The sequence below is a fragment of the Allgaiera indica genome, from assembly GCF_900106675.1.
GTDB lineage: Bacteria > Pseudomonadota > Alphaproteobacteria > Rhodobacterales > Rhodobacteraceae > Acidimangrovimonas > Acidimangrovimonas indica.
In genome coordinates this window covers 60,950-84,040 of the sequence record NZ_FNOB01000002.1, presented here as the reverse complement: position 1 = coordinate 84,040, position 23,091 = coordinate 60,950, and the positions used below count along the sequence as shown (strand labels likewise).

The 23,091-nt window shown below is 67.3% G+C and carries 23 protein-coding genes; 14 read left to right on the top strand and 9 right to left on the bottom strand.

From position 1 onward, the window contains the following. Positions 1-191 precede the first annotated feature (191 nt). Complete coding sequence (locus BLV97_RS02070) at positions 192-683, top strand: VOC family protein (RefSeq protein WP_210184754.1); 492 nt, start codon at positions 192-194, stop codon at positions 681-683. Here the strand turns inward: BLV97_RS02070 and BLV97_RS02065 are convergent. The 6 genes from BLV97_RS02065 to BLV97_RS02040 form a co-directional block, all read right to left on the bottom strand. Continuing rightward, the gene (locus BLV97_RS02065) at positions 680-1,540 is read right to left on the bottom strand and encodes an ATP-binding protein (protein WP_035840215.1); all 861 of its coding nucleotides are present in this window, start codon (positions 1,538-1,540) and stop codon (positions 680-682) included. The genes BLV97_RS02070 and BLV97_RS02065 overlap by 4 nt on opposite strands. Beyond that, on the bottom strand, positions 1,537-2,529 hold the full coding sequence (gene tatC, locus BLV97_RS02060; protein WP_081824959.1) for a twin-arginine translocase subunit TatC: 993 nt from the start codon (positions 2,527-2,529) through the stop codon (positions 1,537-1,539). Before tatC ends, BLV97_RS02065 begins: the two co-directional genes overlap by 4 nt. Continuing rightward, entirely contained in the window at positions 2,526-3,344 is an 819-nt protein-coding gene (gene tatB, locus BLV97_RS21395; RefSeq protein ID WP_051645931.1) for a Sec-independent protein translocase protein TatB, read from the bottom strand. The genes tatC and tatB overlap by 4 nt, the downstream gene beginning before the upstream one ends. 70 nt (positions 3,345-3,414) lie before the next feature. Further along, positions 3,415-3,630, bottom strand: coding sequence for a twin-arginine translocase TatA/TatE family subunit (tatA, locus tag BLV97_RS02050; protein ID WP_035840212.1), 216 nt, complete (start codon positions 3,628-3,630; stop codon positions 3,415-3,417). Between the two features lie 138 nt (positions 3,631-3,768). Beyond that, positions 3,769-4,359 (bottom strand): histidine phosphatase family protein, encoded by a 591-nt coding sequence (locus BLV97_RS02045; RefSeq protein WP_035840209.1) that lies wholly within the window; start codon positions 4,357-4,359, stop codon positions 3,769-3,771. Next, complete coding sequence (locus BLV97_RS02040; RefSeq protein WP_035840206.1) at positions 4,356-5,135, bottom strand: SDR family oxidoreductase; 780 nt, start codon at positions 5,133-5,135, stop codon at positions 4,356-4,358. Before BLV97_RS02040 ends, BLV97_RS02045 begins: the two co-directional genes overlap by 4 nt. Before the next feature lie 277 nt (positions 5,136-5,412). On the opposite strand from BLV97_RS02040, the gene BLV97_RS02035 reads away from it, so the two are divergent. The 4 genes from BLV97_RS02035 (at position 5,413) to BLV97_RS02020 (ending at position 11,895) form a co-directional block, all read left to right on the top strand. Further along, positions 5,413-6,486 (top strand): Hint domain-containing protein, encoded by a 1,074-nt coding sequence (locus tag BLV97_RS02035; RefSeq protein ID WP_081824958.1) that lies wholly within the window; start codon positions 5,413-5,415, stop codon positions 6,484-6,486. Between the two features lie 282 nt (positions 6,487-6,768). Next, positions 6,769-8,217, top strand: coding sequence for an IMP dehydrogenase (gene guaB / locus BLV97_RS02030; protein WP_035840203.1), 1,449 nt, complete (start codon positions 6,769-6,771; stop codon positions 8,215-8,217). A gap of 54 nt (positions 8,218-8,271) precedes the next feature. Continuing rightward, a complete protein-coding gene (locus BLV97_RS02025; protein WP_035840199.1) occupies positions 8,272-9,444 on the top strand; it encodes an RsmB/NOP family class I SAM-dependent RNA methyltransferase in 1,173 nt (390 codons plus the stop codon). Between the two features lie 213 nt (positions 9,445-9,657). Beyond that, the gene (locus BLV97_RS02020) at positions 9,658-11,895 is read left to right on the top strand and encodes an ATP-binding protein (RefSeq protein ID WP_176992628.1); all 2,238 of its coding nucleotides are present in this window, start codon (positions 9,658-9,660) and stop codon (positions 11,893-11,895) included. A 5-nt stretch (positions 11,896-11,900) separates the two neighbouring features. Here BLV97_RS02020 and BLV97_RS02015 read toward each other — a convergent pair whose 3' ends face one another. After that, positions 11,901-12,494 (bottom strand): hypothetical protein, encoded by a 594-nt coding sequence (locus BLV97_RS02015; protein WP_035840195.1) that lies wholly within the window; start codon positions 12,492-12,494, stop codon positions 11,901-11,903. Positions 12,495-12,687: 193 nt separating this feature from the next. On the opposite strand from BLV97_RS02015, the gene recA reads away from it, so the two are divergent. The 3 genes from recA to BLV97_RS02000 all read left to right on the top strand — a co-directional run bounded on the left by recA (position 12,688) and on the right by BLV97_RS02000 (position 17,046). Further along, complete coding sequence (recA, locus tag BLV97_RS02010; RefSeq protein ID WP_035840192.1) at positions 12,688-13,752, top strand: recombinase RecA; 1,065 nt, start codon at positions 12,688-12,690, stop codon at positions 13,750-13,752. Between the two features lie 353 nt (positions 13,753-14,105). Next, on the top strand, positions 14,106-16,763 hold the full coding sequence (gene alaS, locus BLV97_RS02005) for an alanine--tRNA ligase (protein WP_035840186.1): 2,658 nt from the start codon (positions 14,106-14,108) through the stop codon (positions 16,761-16,763). Position 16,764: 1 nt separating this feature from the next. Next, entirely contained in the window at positions 16,765-17,046 is a 282-nt protein-coding gene (locus tag BLV97_RS02000; protein ID WP_035840180.1) for a DUF1330 domain-containing protein, read from the top strand. 22 nt (positions 17,047-17,068) lie between these two features. Here BLV97_RS02000 and BLV97_RS01995 read toward each other — a convergent pair whose 3' ends face one another. Beyond that, positions 17,069-17,527, bottom strand: a complete 459-nt coding sequence (locus tag BLV97_RS01995; RefSeq protein ID WP_092163944.1) for an Lrp/AsnC family transcriptional regulator — start codon at positions 17,525-17,527, stop codon at positions 17,069-17,071. Positions 17,528-17,665: 138 nt separating this feature from the next. Continuing rightward, positions 17,666-18,094 (bottom strand): RrF2 family transcriptional regulator, encoded by a 429-nt coding sequence (locus tag BLV97_RS01990; RefSeq protein WP_035840176.1) that lies wholly within the window; start codon positions 18,092-18,094, stop codon positions 17,666-17,668. 89 nt (positions 18,095-18,183) lie between these two features. Between BLV97_RS01990 and BLV97_RS01985 the strand changes: the two genes are divergently transcribed. From BLV97_RS01985 to BLV97_RS01960, 6 genes are all read left to right on the top strand, one after another. After that, complete coding sequence (locus BLV97_RS01985) at positions 18,184-18,630, top strand: group III truncated hemoglobin (protein ID WP_051645930.1); 447 nt, start codon at positions 18,184-18,186, stop codon at positions 18,628-18,630. Positions 18,631-18,632: 2 nt separating this feature from the next. Next, entirely contained in the window at positions 18,633-19,109 is a 477-nt protein-coding gene (locus tag BLV97_RS01980) for a hemerythrin domain-containing protein (protein ID WP_035840174.1), read from the top strand. Positions 19,110-19,119: 10 nt separating this feature from the next. Further along, complete coding sequence (ubiT, locus tag BLV97_RS01975; RefSeq protein WP_051645929.1) at positions 19,120-19,620, top strand: ubiquinone anaerobic biosynthesis accessory factor UbiT; 501 nt, start codon at positions 19,120-19,122, stop codon at positions 19,618-19,620. Further along, positions 19,617-20,648 carry a ubiquinone anaerobic biosynthesis protein UbiU gene (gene ubiU, locus BLV97_RS01970; protein WP_244520944.1) on the top strand — a complete coding sequence of 344 codons (1,032 nt, stop codon included), beginning with the start codon at positions 19,617-19,619 and terminating at the stop codon, positions 20,646-20,648. Before ubiT ends, ubiU begins: the two co-directional genes overlap by 4 nt. A 4-nt stretch (positions 20,649-20,652) precedes the next feature. Further along, a complete protein-coding gene (ubiV, locus tag BLV97_RS01965; RefSeq protein WP_035840172.1) occupies positions 20,653-21,564 on the top strand; it encodes a ubiquinone anaerobic biosynthesis protein UbiV in 912 nt (303 codons plus the stop codon). Positions 21,565-21,871: 307 nt separating this feature from the next. Then, on the top strand, positions 21,872-23,080 hold the full coding sequence (locus tag BLV97_RS01960) for an NnrS family protein (RefSeq protein ID WP_244520943.1): 1,209 nt from the start codon (positions 21,872-21,874) through the stop codon (positions 23,078-23,080). Positions 23,081-23,091: the final 11 nt, after the last annotated feature.

Below are 23,091 nucleotides of genomic sequence, written 5' to 3'. Positions count from 1 at the left end.
GGGGCAACAGGAATCCGGGACCGCAGCCCGGGCGATATGAGCTTTACCGCGCTGGTTCGGGTGGGGGAGTGGGGCCCGCCAGGGTCGGGTCGGCCATGGCCCCGGTGCCTTCCCCGGATCCCGAGACCGTCTTTGTCATTGATTTCGGCCGGCGGCGGGTTCAGCCTTGTCGTGTCAGAGGGAGGCCGCCGATGCATGTGCCCAAGGGGTTCGGGGTGGTGACGCCCTATATCTTCGCCGAGGCGGCCGAAGATTATGTGCGCTTTCTCGAAGCGGCCTTCGGGGTCCGGGAACTTGGCCGCAGCATGGCGCCCGACGGGCGGATCGCCAATTGCCAGCTGCGGTTCGGTTCGACGACGATCATGGTCAGCGACGCCTCGCGCGATTTCCCGCCCAGCCGCGCCGCGCTTTATCTTTACGTCGAGGACGCCGATGCAGCGATGGCGCGGGCCGAGGGCGCCGGGGCCGAACGGATCATGGATGTCGACGACATGCCCTATGGCGACCGGCAGGGGGGGCGTTCGCGACCCCTCGGGCAACATCTGGTGGATATCGCAGCGGCTGAGCGCCGATCCCTATTTCTGACCACCCGGCGACCGACCCGGACACGCCCCCACGTCGCCGCCGGCCGTATCCGCCCGCAAGCCGGAGGAACCCGGCCTCGCCCGGCCTTGGCGGCCTAGACCGCCACGCCCCGGCGTCCGGCCAGATCGGTGAAATACTGCCAGGCGACCCGACCCGAGCGGGCGCCGCGCGTCGCTTGCCATTCGATTGCCTCGGCGCGCAGCCTGTCCGCGTCGATCTCGATCCCGTAGGCTGCGCAATAGCCGCGGATCATGTCGAGATATTCGTCCTGGCTACAGGGATGAAAGCCCAGCCACAGCCCGAAACGATCCGACAGCGATACTTTCTCTTCCGTCGCCTCCGACGGGCTGATGGCCGATGACCGCTCGTTCTCGATCATGTCGCGCGGCATCAGGTGGCGCCGGTTCGAGGTGGCGTAGAAGATCACGTTGTCGGGCCGGCCCTCGATGCCGCCGTCCAGCACCGCCTTGAGCGATTTGTAATGCTGGTCGTCGTGGGAAAACGACAGATCGTCGCAAAACAGAACGAAGCGCTCGCGGCTGTCGCGCAACAGGTTCAGAAGCCGCGCCACCGAGGGCAGATCCTCGCGCTGGATCTCGACGATCTTCAGCGCCAGGCCCTCGGCCACCACCTGGGCATGGATCGCTTTCACCAGGCTTGATTTGCCCATGCCGCGCGCGCCCCACAGCAGGGCGTTGTTGGCGGCATGGCCGCGGGCGAACTGCCGGGTGTTTTCCAGCAGCGTGTCGCGCGAACGGTCGACCCCGACCAGCAGGCCGATATCGACCCGGCTGACCCGCGGCACCGGCGCCAGCCGGTCGGGGGCGACATGCCAGACGAAGGCATCCGCCGCCGCGAAGGGCGGCACGCCGCCGGGCGGGGGGCTGATACGCTCCAGCGCCTCGGCGATGCGAAGCAGCGGATCGCGCGAAGCCGCGTCAGCCAAACCCGTCATTCCCAGTCGTCTGCGTCGTCGCGCGGGGCGCGGTTGCGGCGGCCGCGGGCGGGCGTTTCATCGGTCGCGTCGCCGTCGGCCTTGGCCACCTCGGTCGATGCCGGGTCGGCGGCGGGGGCTTCGTCGTCGTCGTCGAACCACAGGCCCTGTTCGCGCAGTTCTTCCTCGCGCTTCTTCTGGACCCGACGGACCAGGAAGATCGACACTTCGTAAAGGCCGTAGATCACGGTGAACAGGATCACCTGGCTGACCACGTCGGGGGGCGTGATGACCGCGGCGAGGATCAGGATGGCGACGACGGCGTACTTGCGCACGCTGCCCAGCCCCTCGGCGGTGACCAGGCCGGCCTTGCCCATCAGCGTCAGCAGCACCGGCAACTGGAAACACAGCCCGAAGGCCACGATGAACTTGGTCGTCAGGGCCAGATATTCGGCGATCGAGCCATGAAAGGTAATGCCCGCGGTTTCCAGCATATGGCCGGTGTGGTCAGCCGCGGTATTTGCGGGCTGGGCGGTATTGCCGCTCATCGGTTGGGGCGCGCCCTGCTGGAAGCTCAGGAAGAAGCTGAAGGCCATCGGCAGGATGACGTAATAGGCGAAGGCCGCGCCAGCCAGGAACATCGCGGGCGAGGCCAGCAGGAAGGGCAGGAAGGCGCCGCGTTCGTTCTTGTAAAGGCCCGGCGCCACGAAACGCCAAAGCTGGTAGGAAATCACCGGGAAGGCCAGCACGAAGCCGCCCAGAGCCGAAATCCGAATGGCGACGAAGAAGCCTTCCTGCAGCTTGATCATCGTCAGGCTGCAATCCTGGCCGCGATCGGCCAGCGCCACGCAGATCGGGCGGGTGAGGAAGTTGAAGATCGGGTTGGCGACGGTGTAGCAGATCACCACCCCGGCGATGAAGGCCATCACCGAATAGATCAGGCGCGTGCGAAGTTCGGCCAGATGCTCCAGAAGCGGGGCGCTGCTGTCGTCGATCTCGTCGGTGGTCATGCGTCACCCCGGTTGGAGGCGTCCGTCTTCGCGGCCGCCGTCTTCGTAGCCGCCGTCTTGGAAGCCGCTGTCTTCGTGCCCCGAGGCGATCTGGCGGCGGTCTTGGCCGTCCCGGCCGCCGGTTTGCCGGCCGTCTTGCCGTCGGCGGGGCCGGTGGTCCCGGTCGTCGCCTTGGACGCGGTCTTGGTACCGCCCGCCTTGGCACTGCTCTTGGCGGTCGCGGTCTTGGTCGTGCCGGTCTTGGCTGCGGTGGTCTTGGCCGTGGCGGATTTGCCCGCCGTCTTGGCGGCGGCTGTCTTGGTGGATTTCGCGCGCGCCGTCTTGGGCTTGGCGCTGCCGCCTGCCTTCGCCTCGGCGGCGGCCGTGGCACGCGCCTCGGCCTGGGCCTTGCGCTTGCGGGCCAGTTCCTGCGTGGCGGGGCCGGCTTCGGCGCCGGGGGGGGCTATGTCGGGGTTGATCCCTTCGGCGGCGCCGGGCACCTCGGCCGGGGCGGGCGCTTCGGGGTCGGGCTGAAGCCCGTCGCCGCTGGAACGCTTGTTCTCGTCCCAGGTGCCCAGCCGCTTGCTTGCCTCCGACAAAGCGTTGGAGCCAAGGTTTCGCATGGAATTCAAAGACTTGAGGTCATTGGCGATATCGCCGGCCCCGGCCTCTTCCGCCGCGTTTTCCATCGCGCGCTGAAATTCGCGCGCCATCTGCCGTGCCTTCGCGGTGAATTGACCGAGCGCATGGAACATCTTGGGCAGGTCCTTCGGACCCACCACGATCAATGCCACGACGCCGATCACCAGAAGTTCGGACCCGCCGATATCGAACATGCCTAACCCGCCTGCCTTCGCCTATGCCGCAAAGCCCTGAACGGCCCCGCCGTTTCGCAGCCGGCCGCGCCTAGACCTTGTCCTTTTCCTTCTCGGGGGTGACGTCGCGCGCCTGGGTGCTTGCGTCTTTCTCAAGCTCCTTCTCGCCTTCGCCCATGCCCTTCTTGAAGGCCGTGATTCCCTTGCCGACCTCGCCCATCAGGTTTGAAACCTTGCCGCGCCCGAACAGCACGAGCACGACGACAGCGATCAGCAGAAGGCCGGGAACGCCGATATTGTTGAGCATTTTCTCTCCCTCTCGCGGCCATCCGGGGGCCGCGCCTTTTGAACCTATCGCATTCATTTATTGGCTCTGCGCCGAAGATCAAAGCCCGAATCGCCCGATCGGGGGTGATTCTTTGGGTGATTCGGGTATTGATTCGAATCAGGGCCGGGTCGGCCCCAGATCCTCGAACCGCCGCCAGGGGTGGATCGCGCGGCCACGGCCGGGATCGAACGCCCAGACATGGCCGCCGCCGGGCTGGTCCTCGGCTCGGGCGATCGGCCGCCCGGTCAGCGCGCACCACAGCAGGGTGCCCACGCCGCCATGGCCGACAAGGATCAGATGGGCCGACGTGTCCCCGGGCCAGGACGCGATCTGGCGATAGGCCGCCAGGATGCGGGCCTGCGCCGCACGCGCGGTTTCCCAGCCCGCGGCACTTTCATCGGGCCGGGCAAGCAGGGCATCCGCCAGGGCCTCGTGGCGTTCACGCGGCACATAGCCTGTCGCACTGCGGTCGATCTCGGCCATTTCGGGGTGGGTTTCAAAGGCGGCCACCCCGGCCAGCAACGCGGCGGTTTCCTGCGCCTTGCGCTCGGGGCTTGCGATCAGCCGCACCGGCCCCCGGCACCAGCCCGAGGCGCCAAGCGCGGCGGCCCGCGCGCGGCCCTGCGGGCTTAGGCGCCAGTCGGGCACCGGAAGCGCCGGGTCGATGGTGACCTCCGGGTGACTGACATAGCTGACGCGGCGCCTCACAGCGTCGCGTTCATCGCACCGCCGTCAAGCAGGATGTTCTGCCCCACGATATAGCCGCCATGGGCCGAACACAGGAAGGCGCAGGTGGCGCCGAATTCCTGCGCCGTGCCGTAGCGGCCGACGGGCACTGTGGCGGCGCGCTTGGCGCGGGCCTCGTCCAGGCTGATGCCCTGCTGCTTGGCGGCGCCGCCATCCAGCGCGTCGGCGCGGTCGGTGGCATGGATGCCGGGCAGCAGGTTGTTGATCGTCACGCCCTTTCCCGCGACCTGGCGCGCCGTGCCGGCGACAAAGCCGGTCAGCCCGGCGCGGGCCGAATTCGACAGCCCCAGCACCGCGATCGGCGCCTTCACCGATTGCGAGGTGATGTTGACCACGCGCCCCCAGCCCTTTTCCATCATCTTCGGCAGGCAGGCCTGCATCAGCGCGATCGGGGTCAGCATGTTGGCGTCCAGCGCCTTGATGAAATCCTCGCGGCTCCAGTCGGTCCACATGCCGGGCGGCGGGCCGCCGGCATTGGTGACCAGGATGTCCACGTCACCGGCCGCCTCCAGCACCTTCGTGCGGCCGTCCTCGGTGGTGATGTCGGCGGCGACCGCGGTGACGTTCACGCCGAACGTGCTGCGGATCTCTTCGGCCGTGGCCTCCAGCGCCTCGGCGCCGCGCGCATTCAGGATCAGATCGACCCCTTCGGCCGCCAGCGCCTCGGCACAGCCGCGCCCCAGCCCCTTCGACGAGGCGCAGACCAGCGCCCGTTTGCCGCGAATTCCCATATCCATGTGCTTCTCTCCCGTTTTGCGCAGCTCTAGCATCGCGGCGCGGGGCGGGAAAGACCACCCGGCACCGCGAATGCCCCCAGGGCCGTAGGATCGTGAACATCGCCGGCCAATCGGAGGCGGGAGGGGGGCGGACGGGTCCCAGGCGGTTGCGGTCGCCTGTGTGGTGTCGCGCCTTGCGGGCTTGTCGTGCGGCGCAGCCACCGCCGGGCACGAAGTCGCCGGCTTGCCGCAACGACAATCGATCTTTAGAACCCTCTCGCGGGATAGGGCAGGACGCATGGACGAGGGCGACGGAACGGCGGGCGGCGCGGCGGGCGCGGCGGGGCAGGCGGCGACACCGCCGCCGCATTACGCCTGCCATGTGTTTCGCGCCGACGACATCTTCGTGCAGTCGGGCGCCAATCTGGGCGATGCCATCGGCGATGTCGACGAGGTCTGCGAAGGCGATGTCTATCACCTGGACCCGGAGGCAGAGTCGCTGCGCCTCTATCTTCAGCCCGAGGCCGCAAGGGCTGGGCGCGGGTTGACGGTGACCGCCGGATCGGGCGTCGGGGCGCCGGGCGATCCGGTGACCCTTTCGTCGCGGCTGACGCTGATGGCGCCCGATGGCGACCGGGTCGAGATCTTGATGCTGCGTCACCGTGGCCGGGGGCGCACGGCGCTGTCCGAAGCCTATGCGCTGCCGCTCAGCCCGATGTCGCCGCGCACCGATTATACGCTGATCCGCTCGGACGCCGACCCGGGCGAGGCGCGGCTTGCCGATATCGTCTGCATTTCGTTTGCGCGCGGCACCCGCATCGCACTGGCCGACGGCCGCCAGGTGCCGATCGAGTCGCTAGAGCCGGGGATGCGGGTACTGACGCGCGACCATGGCGCGCAGCCGCTGCGCTGGGCCGGACGGGCGACGCTGCGCGCGGTGGGGGCGTTCGCGCCGGTGGTCATCACCGCCGGGACCTTGGGCAATGCCGGCGATCTGATCGTCGGTCAGCATCATCGCATGTTCCTTTACCAGCGCGACCGCGCGGGCCGTTCCGGCACCGCCGAACTGCTGGTCCAGGCCAAGCATCTGGTGGATGGCGATCGCGTCTTCCTGCGTGAGGGCGGCTTTGTCGACTACCTCAGCCTGGTGTTCGACCGCCATGAGATCATCTATGCCGAGGGCATCCCGGCCGAGAGCCTGATGGTCAACGACGCGACCCTGACGCATCTGCCCGACGACCTGGCCGCCGAGGTGCGCGAGCGTTTCCCCGGCCTGAGCCAGAACCAGCATTTCGGCACCGAGGCCGGTCGCCAGACCCTGGAAGAGATCGGCCCCGACCGGCTGTTCCACCGCCGCGATGTGGATGGCTGAACGCGGCGGCGGGGGCTCTGCCCCCTGCACCCCCGGCGTATTTGCAGAACAATGAAAGCAGATGGCCGCTTCTTTCCGGTGAAGCTGTCCCACCGGTGGGGCGGGGGTATGAAACCCTCGGTGCCAGCGGTTCCGGCCGGTGCAGGGGGGGGGGCGCCGCGTTCTTGATGGCGGGCCGCCTTGCCTTGCCACCTGATTGTCGTGCGCGGGCCATTTGGTCTTTTCATTCCGGCCGGCCCATGAAATAGGGAACCGCCAAACGAACCCGTCCAGGAGAGACCCATGGAGATTCGCGAGGCGCTTACCTTCGATGACGTTCTGCTGGTTCCGGCCGCCTCCTCGGTGCTGCCTTCGACCGCCGACACCTCGACCCATGTCACCCGGCAGATCCGGATGAACATTCCGCTGCTGTCCTCGGCGATGGACACGGTGACCGAAGCGCGCATGGCGATTGCCATGGCGCAGGCCGGGGGGCTGGGCGTAATCCATCGCAACCTTGGCGTCGAGCAGCAGGCCGACGAGGTGCGCCGCGTCAAGCGGTTCGAGAGCGGCATCGTCTACAACCCGATCACCCTGACCCCCGACCAGACCCTGGCCGACGCCAAGGAACTGGCCGCGCGCTACAACGTCACCGGCTTTCCGGTGGTCGATCCGGACGGCCGTGTCGTCGGCATCGTCACCAACCGCGACATGCGCTTTGCCAGCGACGACCGCACCCCGGTGCGGGTGATGATGACCTCGGACAATCTGGCGATCCTGACCGAGCCGGCCGACCGCGACGAGGCCCGCAGCCTGATGAAGGCGCGCCGGATCGAGAAGCTTCTGGTGACCGATGGCCAGGGCAAGCTGACCGGCCTTCTGACGCTGAAGGACGCCGAGATGGCGGTGCTGAACCCGCAGGCCTGCAAGGATCATCTTGGCCGGCTGCGCGTCGCCGCCGCGACCACCGTGGGCGACGCCGGGTTCGAGCGCAGCCAGGCGCTGGTCGACGCCGGCTGCGATCTGATCGTGATCGACACCGCGCATGGCCATTCCGAGGGCGTGGCGCGCGCCGTCGAACGGGTGAAGACTTTGTCGAACGAGATCCAGGTGGTGGCCGGCAACGTCGCCACGGCCGAGGCCACGCGCGCCCTGATCGGCGCCGGTGCCGACGCGGTGAAGGTGGGGATCGGGCCGGGATCTATCTGCACCACGCGGATGGTCGCGGGCGTGGGCGTGCCGCAGCTGACCGCGATCATGGATACCGCCGGCGCCGCGGGCGACACGCCGATCATCGCCGATGGCGGCATCAAGCTGTCGGGCGATTTTGCCAAGGCGATCGCGGCGGGGGCCTCTTGCGCCATGGTCGGCTCGGCCATTGCCGGCACCGATGAGAGCCCCGGCGAGGTGATCCTGTACCAGGGCCGCAGCTACAAGTTCTATCGCGGCATGGGCAGCCTGGGCGCGATGGCGCGCGGTTCGGCCGACCGTTACTTCCAGAAGGACGCGGCCTCGGACAAGCTGGTGCCCGAGGGGATCGAGGGCCAGGTGCCCTACAAGGGGGCCGCGGGTGCGGTGATCCATCAACTGGTGGGGGGGCTGCGCGCCGCCATGGGCTATACCGGCTGCGCCACCGTCGACGAGATGCGCAAGAATTGCAAATTCGTCCGTATCACCGGTGCCGGGCTGAAGGAAAGCCATGTGCATGACGTCCAGATCACCCGGGAAAGCCCGAACTACCGTATTGGCTGATCCGACATATATCGCAATGCCTTGGGCGTCGTTCCTCATGTCGGATCGCGGCCGATGACCCCGGCGGCGCGGCTGTCGGCCGCGATGGATGTGCTTGATCGCGTGGCGGCGGGCGGCAATGCCGAACAGGCGCTGACGCAATGGGCGCGCGCCAGCCGTTTCGCGGGGTCCGGCGACCGCGCGGCGGTGCGCGATCTGGTCTTCACCGCGCTGCGTCGGCGCCACTCTCATGCCGCGCTGGGTGGCGGCGAAAGCGGCCGTGCCCTGATTCTGGGTGCCCTGCGCGAGGCGGGAACCGATCCCGCCGCGCTGTTCACCGGCGAGGCCCATGCGCCCGCGCCGCTCAGCGCGCAGGAAACCGCCCATCTGGCCCGCCCGGTGGCGTTGGAAGGGACGGTGGCGCTTGATTGTCCCGACTGGCTGGCGCCGCAGCTGCAAGCCAGCCTGGGTGCCGATTTCGCCCCCGTGATGCAGGCGCTGCGCGACCGCGCACCAGTGTATCTGCGTGTCAACACGGCGCGCGGCGATCGGGCCGCGGCGCAGGCCAGCCTGGCGGCCGAGGGCATCGCGACACGCCCGGCGCCGCTGGCCGAGACGGCGTTGGAAGTGACCGGGAACGAACGCAGGATCCGCAACGCACAGGCCTATCGCGATGGCCTGGTTGAATTGCAGGACGCGGCCTCGCAGGCCCTGGTCGCGGCGCTTCCGGTGCGACCCGGGCAACGGGTTCTGGATTATTGCGCCGGTGGCGGGGGCAAGGTGCTGGCGCTGGCCGCCCGCGCCCGTCAGCAGCTTTTCGCGCATGACGCCGACCCGGGAAGGATGCGCGATCTGCCGGCCCGCGCCGCCCGCGCCGGCACCGAGGTGCAGCTGCTGACCGGCCCCGAGGCGGCGGCCCGGGGACCCTATGACCTGGTGCTTCTGGACGTGCCGTGCTCGGGCTCGGGGGCCTGGCGCCGCGCCCCGGAGGCCAAGTGGCGCCTGACCCCGGAGCGGCTGCGCGATCTGCAAGAAATCCAGTCCGAAGTCCTTGACAAGACAATGTCTTACGTTGCTCCGGGCGGCTGCCTTGCCTATGCGACATGCTCTGTGATCGAGGCCGAGAACGGCGCCCGGATCAAGGCCTTCCTGGCTGCCCATCCGGATTGGCGCTGCAGCTTCCAGCGCCGCTTTACCCCGCTCGAAGGCGGCGACGGCTTCTACCTTGCTCTCTTGACGCGAAGGTAAGTCTGCATTTCAATCAACCTTTGCGCGACTCTGTGCGGCCCGGTTCATGGCCGGCGCGCACCAAAAATTGTGCCATTATTAAGCAGGGATTAAGGTTTTTTGCGCGGAATGATGGGGAAACGAATCCTTAAGGAGGACACCTTGTCCCAGACCGCTGCGTCCCAGACCGCTGCCGACGCCCTGACCCGTACGGCTTTGACGTTGCGGCCGCGGATGGTGCTATTGCTGGTTCTGGCGGCGGGCTTCGCGGCTGCCAGCGCACTTTCGGGCGAGGTGATGGTGCGCAGCAGCTTCCAGGCTGTGGGCGTCACGCTGGTGCTCACTGCCGCGGCGATCCGTCTGCTGGTGCTGCGCCATGACGTGGGCCGGGCGCGGATGCGCGCCCAGGTGATGGCGATCGTCGCCGACGATGTCGCGCCGACGTTCGGCACCGATTCCGAAGGCCAGGTCGATTTCCAGAACCACGCGTCCGAGGCACGTTTCGGTGCCCAGGGTGGGCAAACCATGGTGCGTGCGCTGGGCGATCTCTTCGCCAACCCTTCCGCGGTGCTCTATAGGCTGCAATCGAAGGCCGCGGTCATGGGGCATGCGCGCGAGGATGTGGTGACCCGCCGCGGCCATGTGCGCCTGTCGGTCCACCGCATCGCCGAACGTCGCTTCCTGTGGCGGTTGGAGGAGATGTTTGACAAGCTGGGCGTCGCGCGCGGGGCCGAGGCCCTGAACCTGCCGATGCTGATCGCATCGAAGAGCGGCACGATATTGTTTATGAACGAGGCGCTGCGGCGCATCCTGGGCACGCGTCCCAAGACGTTGGACAGGGTCTTTGCGCGGCTACCGCTGCAATCGGGCGAGGAGGCCGAGGTTTCGGGCGTCGAGGGCCCGCTGCGTGCCATCGTCGCCGAGGTCGAGGGACCTGGAGAGCGGCGCGAGATCTACCTGCTGCCCAGCACGGCCGAGGCGCGCAATCCGGGCAATCTGGGGCTTGAGGATCTGCCGGTTGCGGTGGGCCGGATCGCCTCGGACGGGCGGCTTTGGGGCGCGAACCGGCTGGCGCGGGATCTGCTGGGGCTGTCCGGGGCAGAAGAGGCCGGCTTCGCCGATCTGGTCGACGGGCTGGGCCGGCCGGTCGCGGATTGGGTCGATGACGTGCTGGCGGGGCGCGGCGCCAATCATTCCGAGGTTCTGCGCGTCACCCGCGCGGAGGAAGAGCGCTTTCTTCAGGTCGCGCTGCGCCGGATGGTCGAGGGCGGGCGTCCGGGCGTGATCGCGGTGCTCAATGACGCGACCGAGTTGAAGACGCTTGAGGCGCAATTCGTCCAAAGCCAGAAGATGCAGGCGATCGGCCAGCTGGCCGGCGGTGTCGCGCATGATTTCAACAATCTGCTGACAGCGATTTCGGGCCATTGCGATCTGCTGCTGCTGCGCCACGAAAAGGGGGATCCCGATTACGGTGATCTGGTGCAGGTGCACCAGAACGCCAACCGCGCGGCCAGCCTTGTCGGCCAGCTTCTGGCCTTCTCGCGCAAGCAGACGCTCAAGCCCGAGGTCGTCGACCTGCGCGAGGCGCTGTCGGATCTGACCCATCTGCTCAACCGCCTGGTGGGCGAAAAGGTGACGCTGAACCTTAGCCATGACGAGGGGCTGCGCCCGGTTCGGGCTGACAAGCGACAGCTTGAACAGGTGCTGATGAATCTGGTGGTGAATGCCCGCGACGCAATGCCCGAGGGCGGTGCGATCTGGATCGAGACAGAGAACCGTCATCTCGAGGAGGAGCTTCACCGCGACCGCGCTTCGGTGCCGCCCGGCGATTATGTGATCGTGCGCGTCCGCGATGAGGGCATGGGTATCGCCCCCGATGCCCTGGCGAAGATTTTCGAGCCCTTCTATACCACCAAGCGCACGGGCGAGGGCACCGGGCTGGGCCTGTCCACCGCCTATGGCATCGTCAAGCAGACCGGTGGCTTCATCTTCGCCGATTCCGTGCCCGCGGCGGGGACGACCTTCTCCCTCTATTTCCCGGCGCATGATCCGGTCGTCGCCGCGCCGGCGCCGATTCCCCGGATCGAGACGCCGGTGCTGCATCAGCATGGCGGGGTGATCCTTCTGGTAGAAGATGAGGCGCCTGTGCGTGCCTTCGCATCGCGCGCGCTGCGGTTGCGCGGCCATACCGTGCTCGAGGCCGAAAGCGCCGAGGAAGCGCTCGAGATGCTGTCGGATCCCGAACTGGCGGTGGATGTCTTCGTCACCGACGTGATCATGCCGGGGATGGACGGCCCCAGCTGGGTGCGCGAGGCGCTGAAGGAGCGGCCCGATACGCGTGTCGTCTTCGTCTCGGGCTACGCCGAGGACAGTTTCTCGGATGCCCAGGCGAGGATCCCGAATTCCGTCTTCCTGCCAAAGCCGTTTTCGCTGACCGACCTGACCCGGACGGTGCAATTGCAGATCCACTGACGCCTTCAGCGGTCGAGCGATTCGTACAGGGTGAAATCCTCTGCCCGTTCCTGTCTGATGCGCGCGGCCAAGGGCGCGGAAAGTGGCGTCTCTCCTGGGGGCGAGACATTGAGCCGGGGTAGATCGATCTTCTGGTTCAGCCGGGTTTCCAGGAAATCGACAAAGCTTTCGATCGCCTCATACCGAAACACCCGATCGACGCGGTCATCGCGCCCGGCGCCCAGGAACTGTGCCTGCGCGCCGATCCTGGCGCATTCGGGAACCGGTGACGACAGATAAGCCGCGACGAAATCATCGAAGCTCATCCCCTGGGTCGAACGTGGCGACCCGTCAATTGCGGCGCGGCCGCGGTACCTGTACCAGCTGCCCAGCCAGCTGATGGGCTCTCGCATCAGGGCGACGACCTCGAACTTGGCGCCGGCCGTCTTCTCCAGCCAGGGGCCGACGAAGCGACGATAGCGCCCCAGAGTGGTATGTTTCAGCGCCGGCGGGCGCGCGACGGCCACCTCTGCCATCGATTCGAGTGCCGTCTCGACCGCGGTCGAACCCGTCTTTGGTGTGGCCAGAAACACCAGCCTTTGCTCCCAAAATACCAGCATAGCTGCCTTTTCTGTCTTCCCAGCGGGCCCGGACCGTCCGCAGTAACCTTACATTAACCGAAAGTGGAGAAAGCTGGGCAGAAGAAAAATACCTTGTATTGTTCCTGTTTTGATCTCATAAAGTTAAGGAACAAGGCATGAACAAACCCGATGATTGCCGCAGGGCGCGGGCTGTGAAATAAGGAGCGGACGTATGGCGACGGCAAACCTCCTCGATTTCGAAGGAAAGCGGGACATGGACAAACAGAAGGCGCTCGATTCGGCGCTGGCGCAGATCGAGCGGCAGTTCGGCAAAGGGTCGATCATGAAGCTTGGCGGCGACAAGCCGGTGGCCGAGATCGAAGCGACCTCGACGGGCTCGCTGGGACTCGACATCGCGCTGGGGATCGGCGGGCTGCCCAAGGGCCGGATCATCGAGATCTATGGCCCGGAAAGCTCGGGCAAGACGACGCTGACGCTGCATTGCGTGGCCGAAGAGCAGAAGAAGGGCGGCGTCTGCGCCTTCGTCGACGCCGAACATGCGCTGGATCCGATCTATGCGCGCAAGCTGGGTGTGAACCTCGACGAATTGCTGATCTCGCAGCCGGATACGGGCGAGCAGGCGTTGGAGATCGTCGATACGCTGGTGCGTTCGGGCGCGGTCAGCCTGGTGGTGGTCGATTCCGTGGCGGCGCTGACGCCGAAGGCCGAGCTTGAGGGCGATATGGGCGAGCATCAGATGGGCGCGCAGGCGCGGCTGATGAGCCAGGCGATGCGCAAGCTGACGGCCTCGATCGGACGCTCGAACTGCATGGTGATCTTCATCAACCAGATCCGCATGAAGATCGGCGTGATGTTCGGCAGCCCAGAGACCACGACCGGCGGCAACGCGCTGAAATTCTACGCGTCTGTCCGGCTCGACATCCGCCGCACCGGCGCGATCAAGGATCGCGACGAGGTGACGGGCAACTCGACCCGCGTGAAGGTGGTAAAGAACAAGGTGGCGCCGCCGTTCCGTGAGGTGGAATTCGACATCATGTATGGCGAGGGCATCTCGAAAATGGGAGAGGTGCTGGATCTGGGCGTCAAGGCAGGTGTCGTGGACAAGTCCGGCGCCTGGTATTCCTACGGTGACGAACGCATCGGCCAGGGGCGCGAGAACGCCAAGACCTTCCTGAAGGCGAATCCGGCCATTGCGCAGGAGATCGAGGCGAAGATCCGCAGCACGCACGGGCTAACGATGTCGAGCGGTGAGGACGGCGAGGTCGTCGACCTGTAAGCCCTGCTTCAGAGGCGGGAATGGCCGGGCCCCGCGCCCGGTCGCTTTTGTTCCGGCGCGGGTGGTTCCGCGGGGGCGGGCGTTCCGGGGGCCGGCTGAGACTTTCTGTGCGGGCTTGGCGCCGGTAGTTTCACACCCCCGGACCACCGCGGGATATTTCCACCAGAAAGAAGACAGAGGGCGACTTAGCTTTCATTGTTCCCCAAATACGCCGGGGGGCGCAGGCAGCGAGCTTGGCGCCGGGTCCAAGGCGATCGGCGCCCAAGTCCGCAGCCCTGACGCGCAGGCGGCGGTGGACAGGTTTCGCCCGCGCGGATAAACCCGTCTTCGACCTGACACATCATGAGGCCCAGATGCCTTCGCTCAACGATATCCGCTCGACCTTCCTCGACTATTTCGCCCGCAATGGACATGAGGTGGTACCGTCGAGTCCGCTGGTGCCGCGCAACGACCCGACGTTGATGTTCGTGAACTCCGGCATGGTGCAGTTCAAGAACGTCTTCACCGGGGTCGAGCATCGCGACTACACCCGTGCCACCACCGCGCAGAAATGCGTGCGCGCCGGCGGTAAGCATAACGACCTGGACAACGTGGGCTACACCGCGCGCCACCATACCTTCTTTGAAATGCTGGGGAATTTCAGCTTCGGTGACTATTTCAAGGAAGGCGCGATCCCCTTCGCATGGGAACTGCTGACCCGCGATTTCGGCATTCCGAAGGACAAGCTTCTGGTCACGGTCTATCACACCGACGACGAAGCGGCCGACCTCTGGAAGAAGGTGGCCGGCCTGCCGGATGAGCGTATCATCCGCATCGCCACCTCCGACAACTTCTGGCAGATGGGCCCGACCGGCCCCTGCGGCCCCTGCACCGAGATCTTCTTCGACCATGGCGAGCACGTCGCCGGCGGCCCGCCCGGCAGCCCCGACGAGGACGGCGACCGCTTCATCGAGATCTGGAACCTGGTCTTCATGCAGAACGAGCAGTTCGAGGACGGCTCGATGATCGACCTTGCCGCGCAATCGATCGACACCGGCATGGGGCTGGAACGGATCGGCGCGCTGTTGCAGGGCAAGCACGACAATTACGACACCGATCTGATGCGCAGCCTGATCGAGGCCTCGGCCCATGCCACCAGCACCGATCCCGACGGGCCCGGGCGTATTCATCACCGGGTGATTGCGGATCATCTGCGCTCGACCTCGTTCCTGATCGCCGACGGGGTGATGCCGGCGAACGAGGGCCGCGGCAACGTGCTGCGCCGGATCATGCGCCGGGCCATGCGGCACGCGCATCAGCTGGGCGCGGAGGATCCGGTGATGTTCAGGCTGGTGCCGGCTCTGGTGCGTCAGATGGCGGCCGCCTATCCGGAACTTGGCCGCGCGCAGGCGCTGATCGAAGAGACGCTGAAGCTTGAAGAGACGCGTTTCCAGCAGACGCTGGCGCGCGGCCTGCGCCTGCTGGAAGATGAAGTCGGCCGGCTGGCCGAGGACGCGCCGCTGCCTGGCGACGTGGCCTTCAAGCTTTACGATACCTACGGCTTCCCGCTGGACCTGACCCAAGATGCGCTGCGCGAACAGGGCCGCGCGGTCGATGTCGCGGGGTTTGAGGCCGCGATGGCCGAGCAGAAGGCCAAGGCGCGTGCCAGCTGGGCCGGGTCGGGCGAAACCAAGGACGCGGCGATCTGGTTCGATATCGCCGAGGAGATCGGCGCCACCGAATTCCTGGGCTATGACACCGAAACCGCCGAGGGCCAGATCGGCGCCCTGGTGGTGGACGGCGCCAGGGTGAAGGAGGCCGCGGCGGGCCAGGCTATTCAGATCGTGCTGAACCAGTCGCCGTTCTATGCCGAGGCCGGCGGCCAGGTGGGCGACACTGGCCTGCTGAAGACCGAAACCGGCGTGGCGCGGATCACCGACACGAAGAAAAGCCAGGGCGTGTTCATCCATTTCGCCGAGGTGACCGAGGGCCGCATCGCCGCGGGGCAGGGGGCGGAACTGGCCGTCGACCACGCCCGGCGCAGCGCGATCCGGGCGAACCATTCGGCCACCCACTTGCTGAACGAGGCGCTGCGGCGCACGCTGGGCGACCATATCGCGCAGCGCGGATCGCTGAACGCGCCCGACCGGCTGCGCTTTGATTTCTCGCATGCCAAGGCGATGACCGCGGACGAGATCGCCGAGGTCGAGCGCGAAGTGAATGCGATGATCCGCCAGAACGGCGCCGTGACCACCCGGATCATGACCCCCGACGAGGCGCGCGCGCAGGGCGCGCAGGCGCTGTTTGGAGAGAAATACGGCGACGAGGTGCGCGTTGTCGCGATGGGCACGATGCAGGAGTCGGGCAAGGGCAGCGACGGGCGGACCTATTCGCTGGAACTGTGCGGCGGCACCCATGTCGCGCTGTTGGGCGAGATCGGCACATTCGCGCTGACATCGGAAAGCGCCTCGTCGGCCGGGGTGCGGCGGATCGAGGCGCTGACGGGTGAGGCCGCGCTGGCGGCGCTGCGGGCCCGCGACAAGGTGCTGAGCGGGGTCGAAGCGGCGCTGAAGGCAAGCGGGCCGGAGGTGATCGACCGGGTGCAGGCGCTGCTGGAAGAACGCCGGGCACTGACCAACGAAGTGGCGCAGCTGCGGCGAGAACTGGCCATGGGCGGCGGCGGGGAAATTGGCCCGGAAGCCAAGGAAATCAACGGTGTAAAGCTGATTTCCCAGGTGCTTTCGGGGGTGTCGGGCAAGGATCTGCCGGCGCTGATCGACGCGCTGAAGGACCGCCTGGGCTCGGGGGCGGTGCTGCTGATCGCCGATACCGGCGGCAAGGCGGCGGTGGCGGCGGGCGTCACCGAGGATCTGACCGGCCGGGTCTCGGCCGTCGAGATGGTGCGCGCCGCGGTGCCGGTGCTGGGCGGCAAGGGCGGCGGCGGCCGGCCCGACATGGCCCAGGGCGGCGGCGCGGACGCGGCGAAGGCGCAAGCGGCGATCGCCGCCGTGGAAGCAATGATCGGAGGCTGAGATGGCACTGTGGATCGCGAATGTCCATGTGACGGATGAAGAGGCCTATGGCCGCTATGCGAAGATCGCGACCGAGGCGATCGCGGCCCATGGCGGGGTGTTCCTGGCGCGTGGCGGCCGCCATGTGCAGCTGGAGGGCCGCGACCGGGCGCGCAATGTGGTGGCGCGTTTCGCTTCGGTCGAGGATGCCGTCGCCTGCTACAATTCGCCCCGCTACCAGGAGGCGTTGAGCCACGCCAAAGGCGCGTCCGAGCGCGATCTGGTGGTGGTCGACGAGGTCTGATCGGGGCCGGAAAGCGGCGCGGCTAAAGCGGAAGCTCGGTCGTTTCCTTCATCTCTTCCATGACGAAGCTGGCCGAGACATCGGCCAGTTCCACCCGCGCGACAAGGCGCTGGTAAAGCGCGTCATAGGCCTTTACATCCGCCACCCTGGCGCGGATCAGGTAATCTAGGTCACCGCTCATGCGATAGGCGCCCAGGATCTCGGGCATGTCGCGCGTGGCCTCGGCGAAGCGCGCCAGCCAGTCCGGCGCGTGACGGTCGGTGCGGATCATCATGAAGACCGTCAGCCCCAGCCCCAGCCGGTCGGGATCGAGAAGCGCCACGCGCGACCGGATCACCCCGGCGGCCTCTAGCGCCTTGACCCGGCGCCAGACCGCGTTGCGCGACAGGCCCACCATCGCGCCGAGATCCTCCAGCGCGATATCGGCATTGCGTTGCAATGCGATCAGGATCTTGCGGTCCATCGGGTCCAGCGTCTTCATGCGCGGCATCATAATGGGAAATCTTCCACGCAAACAGCCCCGCGATACGCCCCGCGCGTGATCCCGGCCGCCAAGGCCGCCGCCCCGCTCCATCGGCATCGGGCCTGGCGAACTTCCGCCCGGCACGGATGGGCGGCGTCAGGATCGCAGCTTCAGCATCGCGCGTTCAGGCAGGGCGATATCGGCAAGGGTCGACCGATCGAGTTCGGCGATGAAGGCCTGTTCGGCGCGACGCAGCCGGGACTTGAGGCCGCACTGGCCGTCAATCACGCAGCCGCCCCCATCCGGGCCGAGGCATTCGACCAGCGCCTGGCCTTCTTCCAGCAGCCGCACGATCTCTCCCAGGCGGATATCGCCGGGCGCGCGCGCCAGCACGGCGCCGCCGCCGCCGCCACGCCGCGTGGAAAGGATACCGCCCTTCGCGAGGCGCTGGACGATTTTCGTCAGATGGTTGCGGGACAGGCCGAACTCGTCCGCGAAATCGGCGGTCGAGAACGCACGGTCGGGCGCGCTGGCCATCCGCATCAGCAGCCGCAGCCCGTAATCGGTGAAAGAGGTAAGACGCATAGCTGCCTATCTGTCGCACGCAACCGGTATTTACAATGCTTATTGCTGTCCGTAATCCGGTTCGCAAGACCCGACTGACGGAGTCGCAGATGCCCTTGGCAGCTCATTCGCGCGTGTCGGCCGCCGGCCAGAGGCCGGAGGCCACGGCCGAACTGATGGCTGCGACCGGGTTGGACGAGGACGTGTTGCGCGACCTGGTCCATCGCTTTTACGCCAAGGTTCGCGCGGATGCCGTTCTGGGCCCGATCTTCGCGGCGCGGATCACCGATTGGGGCCCCCATCTCGAACGGCTGTGCGCCTTCTGGTCCTCGGTCGCGCTGATGACCGGGCGCTATCACGGCGCGCCGGTGCAGGCGCATATGGGCCTGCCGATCGACTGGGCTCATTTCGAGCGCTGGCTTGCGCTGTTTCGCGAAACCGCCGCCGAAACCTGCCCGCCGCGGGGCGCGGCACATGTGATCGAGCGGGCAGAGCGCATCGCCCGTTCGCTGCATCGGGTGACGACAGAACCCGAGACTTTCCCTGAAGGAGACTGACAATGACGACCCAGGTGCCGATCGACGATCCAGCAGCCCTGACCCGCTATATCGAAAGTCGATATCATGACCGGCACCGACAGCAACTTCCCGAACTCACGCGGCAGGCCGATCTGGTCGAGACCGTCCATTCCGGCGAGCGCAAGACGCCGCAGGGCCTGGCCGTCCTGCTGTCGCGGCTGGCCGGAGCGATGGAAATCCACATGAAGAAGGAAGAGCTGATCCTTTTCCCGATGATCCGCCGCGGCGGCGGCCAGGGCATCGCGCAGCCGATCGCCGCGATGCGCGCCGATCATGCCGACCACGACGGCGAGATCGCGGCGATCCGGAAGCTGACCGATGATCTTTCCCTGCCCGAGAACGCCTGCCGCACATGGGTGTCGCTCTATGACGGGCTGGGCCAGTTCATCGCCGATCTTCAGGAACATATCCGGCTTGAGAACGAGGAACTCTTTCCTCGCTTCGAGACCTTGCACTGAGGAGGCGAAGATGACCGAGACCCACATGATCCCCGCGCCGCCGCGTCGGCTGATGCCGGCGGGGCTGATCTGCGCCGCGCTGCGCCCGATCCTGGACCGGGTGGTCCGGCGGATTGCGCGGCACCATCCGGACATGTTCGCCCGCATCGCGCCCTATCAGCGGGCCGATTTCGTGATCGTGCCGGCGGAACTGCCGTTCGCGCTGCATCTGCGCCCCGACCCCAAGGCGCCGCTGCTGCGCGCGGTGCCGCGCAACCGGCTGCCGCACCATGATGCGCGGATAGAGGGACGTTTCCACCTGCTGTTGGAACTGGTCGATGGCGAAAGCGATGGCGATGCCGCCTTCTTCGCCCGCGATCTGGTCATCTCCGGCAACACCGAGGCGGTGGTCAGCCTGCGCAACGCGCTGGACGATGTCGACGGCTCGATCGCGCAGGAGACGGCGGATCTGTTCGGTCCGCCGGGGCGGGCGATCCTGGCGGTGCTGCGGCGCAGGAGCAAACGACAATGACGGACACGGAAATGACGGACACGGATTTCTCGACCGCCGGTGAACTTGTCTGCCCCGCCGGCACCCCCGCCGCCCTGCGCACCGCGGTCGACGCGGGCGCGGATACCGTCTATTGCGGCTTTCGCGACGCCACCAACGCGCGCAACTTCCCCGGCCTCAACTTCACCCCCGAGGAACTGCAATCCTCGGTCGCCTATGCCCATGCGCGCGGCGCGCGGGTGCTGCTGGCGCTGAACACATATCCGCCGGCGGGCAAGGTCGCCCTGTGGCGCGATGCGGCGGCGATCGGTATGCGCAGCGGCGTCGACGCCTTCATCGTCGCGGATATGGGGGTGGCCCGGCATATCGCCGAAACCCATCCCGGCGCCCGGCTGCACCTGTCGGTCCAGGCCGCCGCGTCAAGCCCCGAGGCGATCCGCTATTATTGCCAGAACTTCGGGGTCCGGCGGGTGGTGCTTCCGCGCATCCTGACGATCCCCGAGATCCGCAAGATCAAGTCCGAAATCCCCTGCGAGATCGAGACCTTCGTCTTCGGCAACCACGGGCTGATGGTCGAGGGCCGCTGCAGCCTGACCAACTGGCTGACTGGGCTGTCGACCAATATGGACGGGGTCTGTTCGCCCGCCGCAGATGTCACCTACGAGCGTGCCGCCGATGGATCCATGCGCAGCCGCCTGGCGGGCTTCACCATCGACAGTTTCGCCCCGGACGAGAACGCGGGCTACCCCACGATCTGCAAGGGCCGCTATACCGCGCCGCACCGGACCGAGGGGTTCTATGCCTTTGAGGAGCCGATCAGCCTTAACCTCGGGCGGATGCTGCCGGACCTGATGGCGGCGGGGGTGCATGCCTTCAAGATCGAAGGGCGGCAGCGCTCGAAATCCTATGTACGCAGCGTGGTGCGGGCGTTCCGCCGCGCGGTCGATTCGATCCGCGCCGGGGGAGAGCCAGATCTGGCCGATCTGGTCGCCCTGACCGAGGGGCAGAAGGAAACCCAGGGCGCGTTTCAAACCAAGAAATGGAGGTAAGGCGATGGAATTGACATTGGGCCCGATCGCCTATCACTGGCCGGCCGAAAGGAAGCGCGACTTCTACGCCGCGATCGCGGACGAGGCGCCGGTGGGCACGGTCTATCTTGGCGAGGTCATCTGTTCCAAGCGCGCCCCGTTCTTCGAACGCGAGCTGCCCGCCACCATCGATCGCCTGCGGCGGGCGGGCAAGCGCGTGGTGTTGTGCACGCTGGCCGAGGTGATGTTGCCGCGCGAGCGCCAGGCGACGGCCGGTCTGGCGGCCCTCGACGACCCCGAGATCGAGATCAACAACGCCGCCGGCCTGCTGGCGCGCGAAGGCCGGCCGCACCGCATCGGCCCGTTCCTGAATGCCTATAACGAGGCCACGATGGCCTGGCTGGCCGAGCAGGGCGCCACCCATGTCTGCCTGCCGACCGAAATGCCGTCCGAGGCGATCGCGATCGCGGCGCAGGCCGGTCGCGACCTGGGCGTCGGGGTCGAGGTCCAGGTTTTCGGCCGCGCCCCGCTTGCGGTCTCGGCGCGCTGCTATCACGCCCGCGCCCATGGGCGCACCAAGGACAATTGCCAGTTCATCTGCGAGGCCGATCCCGACGGGATGCCGCTGACCACACGTGACGGCCAGCCGATCTTGCGGGTGAACGGCATCCAGACCCAGTCGGAAAGCTATGTCGAGCTGTTGCAGGAACTGCCGGCCATCGCGGCAATGGGGGTCAGCCATGCCAGGCTGCTGCCGCAAGATGTCGACATGGTCGCGGTTTGCGGCGTCTTCGCCGACCGGATCGCGGGCCGGATCGAGGCCGCCGAGGCGCAGGGCCGGCTGGCCGAGGTCTGTTCCGGGCGCGGCTTCAGCAACGGCTTTTTCCACGGCGCGGCCGGCTATCGCCGGATCCAGGCCGCCGCGGCGACGGGCTGACGGGCCGCCAAGGGGCGCGTTGGCCGATGAACCGCCGCCTGCGACGCAAGCGCCGGCTCCGGGCGGGCCGGCGTGCTGCGCGCAGCTAGAACGCCGAGGCGACCGCCCCCGCAAGACCCGCGCGCCGCGAAGCCCGGCCGCAGGGCAGGGCGCCGTCTTCGCGGTGGGGAACGGCCCATCGCGTGCCGGGGATCGGGCTGCGACGCGGTGCCGCTTGATCGTGGCGGCGATCCGAAATGAATAGGTATTTACAATACCTATTCATGCGCCTATGCGAAGGGCATGTCCCGAACCGGAGGATCGCGTGATGACGACAACCGATCGAATGCGCGCGTGGCATGGTCCCGCGCTTTTCAGTTTCGGCTTTCGGCCGTTCTTTCTGGGGGCGACGCTTTGGGCGGCGCTGGCGATGGCGCTGTGGATCCCGATGCTGGCGGGCCGGCTTGATCTTCCCACCACCCTGGATCCTGTTTCATGGCATGCCCATGCCTTTCTGTTTGGCTACCTCAGCGCGGTGATCGCGGGGTTCCTGACCACGGCGGTGCCGAACTGGACCGGCCGGATGCCGATCGTGGGGGGGCCGCTGGCGCTGCTGTTCGGGATCTGGGTGGCGGGGCGGCTGGCGATGGCGGTTTCGGCGGAACTGCCGCCGGGGGTGGCCGCCACGATAGACCTGGCCTTCCCGGTGATCTTCACCCTGATCATCGCAAGAGAGATCTTCGCCGGCAGGAACTGGCGCAACCTGCCCGTGCTTGCGCTGCTGGGCGTGTTTACCCTGGCCGACGGGCTGTTTCACTGGCAGGCCGCGCGGGGGGATTTCGCCGCCGGTGGGTATGGCTTGCGTCTAGGGCTTGCGGCCGTGTTGCTGCTGATCGCGTTGATCGGCGGGCGGATCGTGCCGTCCTTCACCCGCAACTGGCTGGTGCAGCGCGGCGAAACCCGCCTGCCGTCCCCGCCGATGGGGCGTTTCGACAAGCTTGCGATGATCGTCTTGCTGGCGGCCCTTGCGCTTTGGGTGGCCGGGCCCGGGGCCGCGGTCACCGGCGCCGGGTTGTTGCTGGCCGGTGGGCTGCATCTGGCCCGGCTTGCGCGCTGGCGCGGGCGCCTGACCCTGGCCGAGCCGCTGGTCGCCGTGCTGCATGCAGCCTACGCGTTCGTGCCGCTCGGGGCGCTTGCGACCGGGGCAGAGATCCTGTCGCCCGGCCTGATGGGCACGGGCGCCACGCATCTTTGGATGGCCGGCGCGATCGGGCTGATGACCCTGGCGGTGATGACCCGCGCGACCCTGGGCCATACCGGGCGGGCGCTGACGGCCGGGCCGGGCACGGTCGCGCTTTATCTTGCATTGGTTGTCGCGGTGCTGGCGCGGGCTGCGGCCGGGGCCTTGCCGGGGCTGTCTGCCCCGCTTTACGTTCTGGCCGGGCTTGGCTGGATCGGCGCCTTCGGCGGTTTCGCCCTACTTTACGGCCCCGGCCTGATGCGCGCCAGAACCGGCCGGAAACGGCCCAGCAGATAGAAGGATGAACT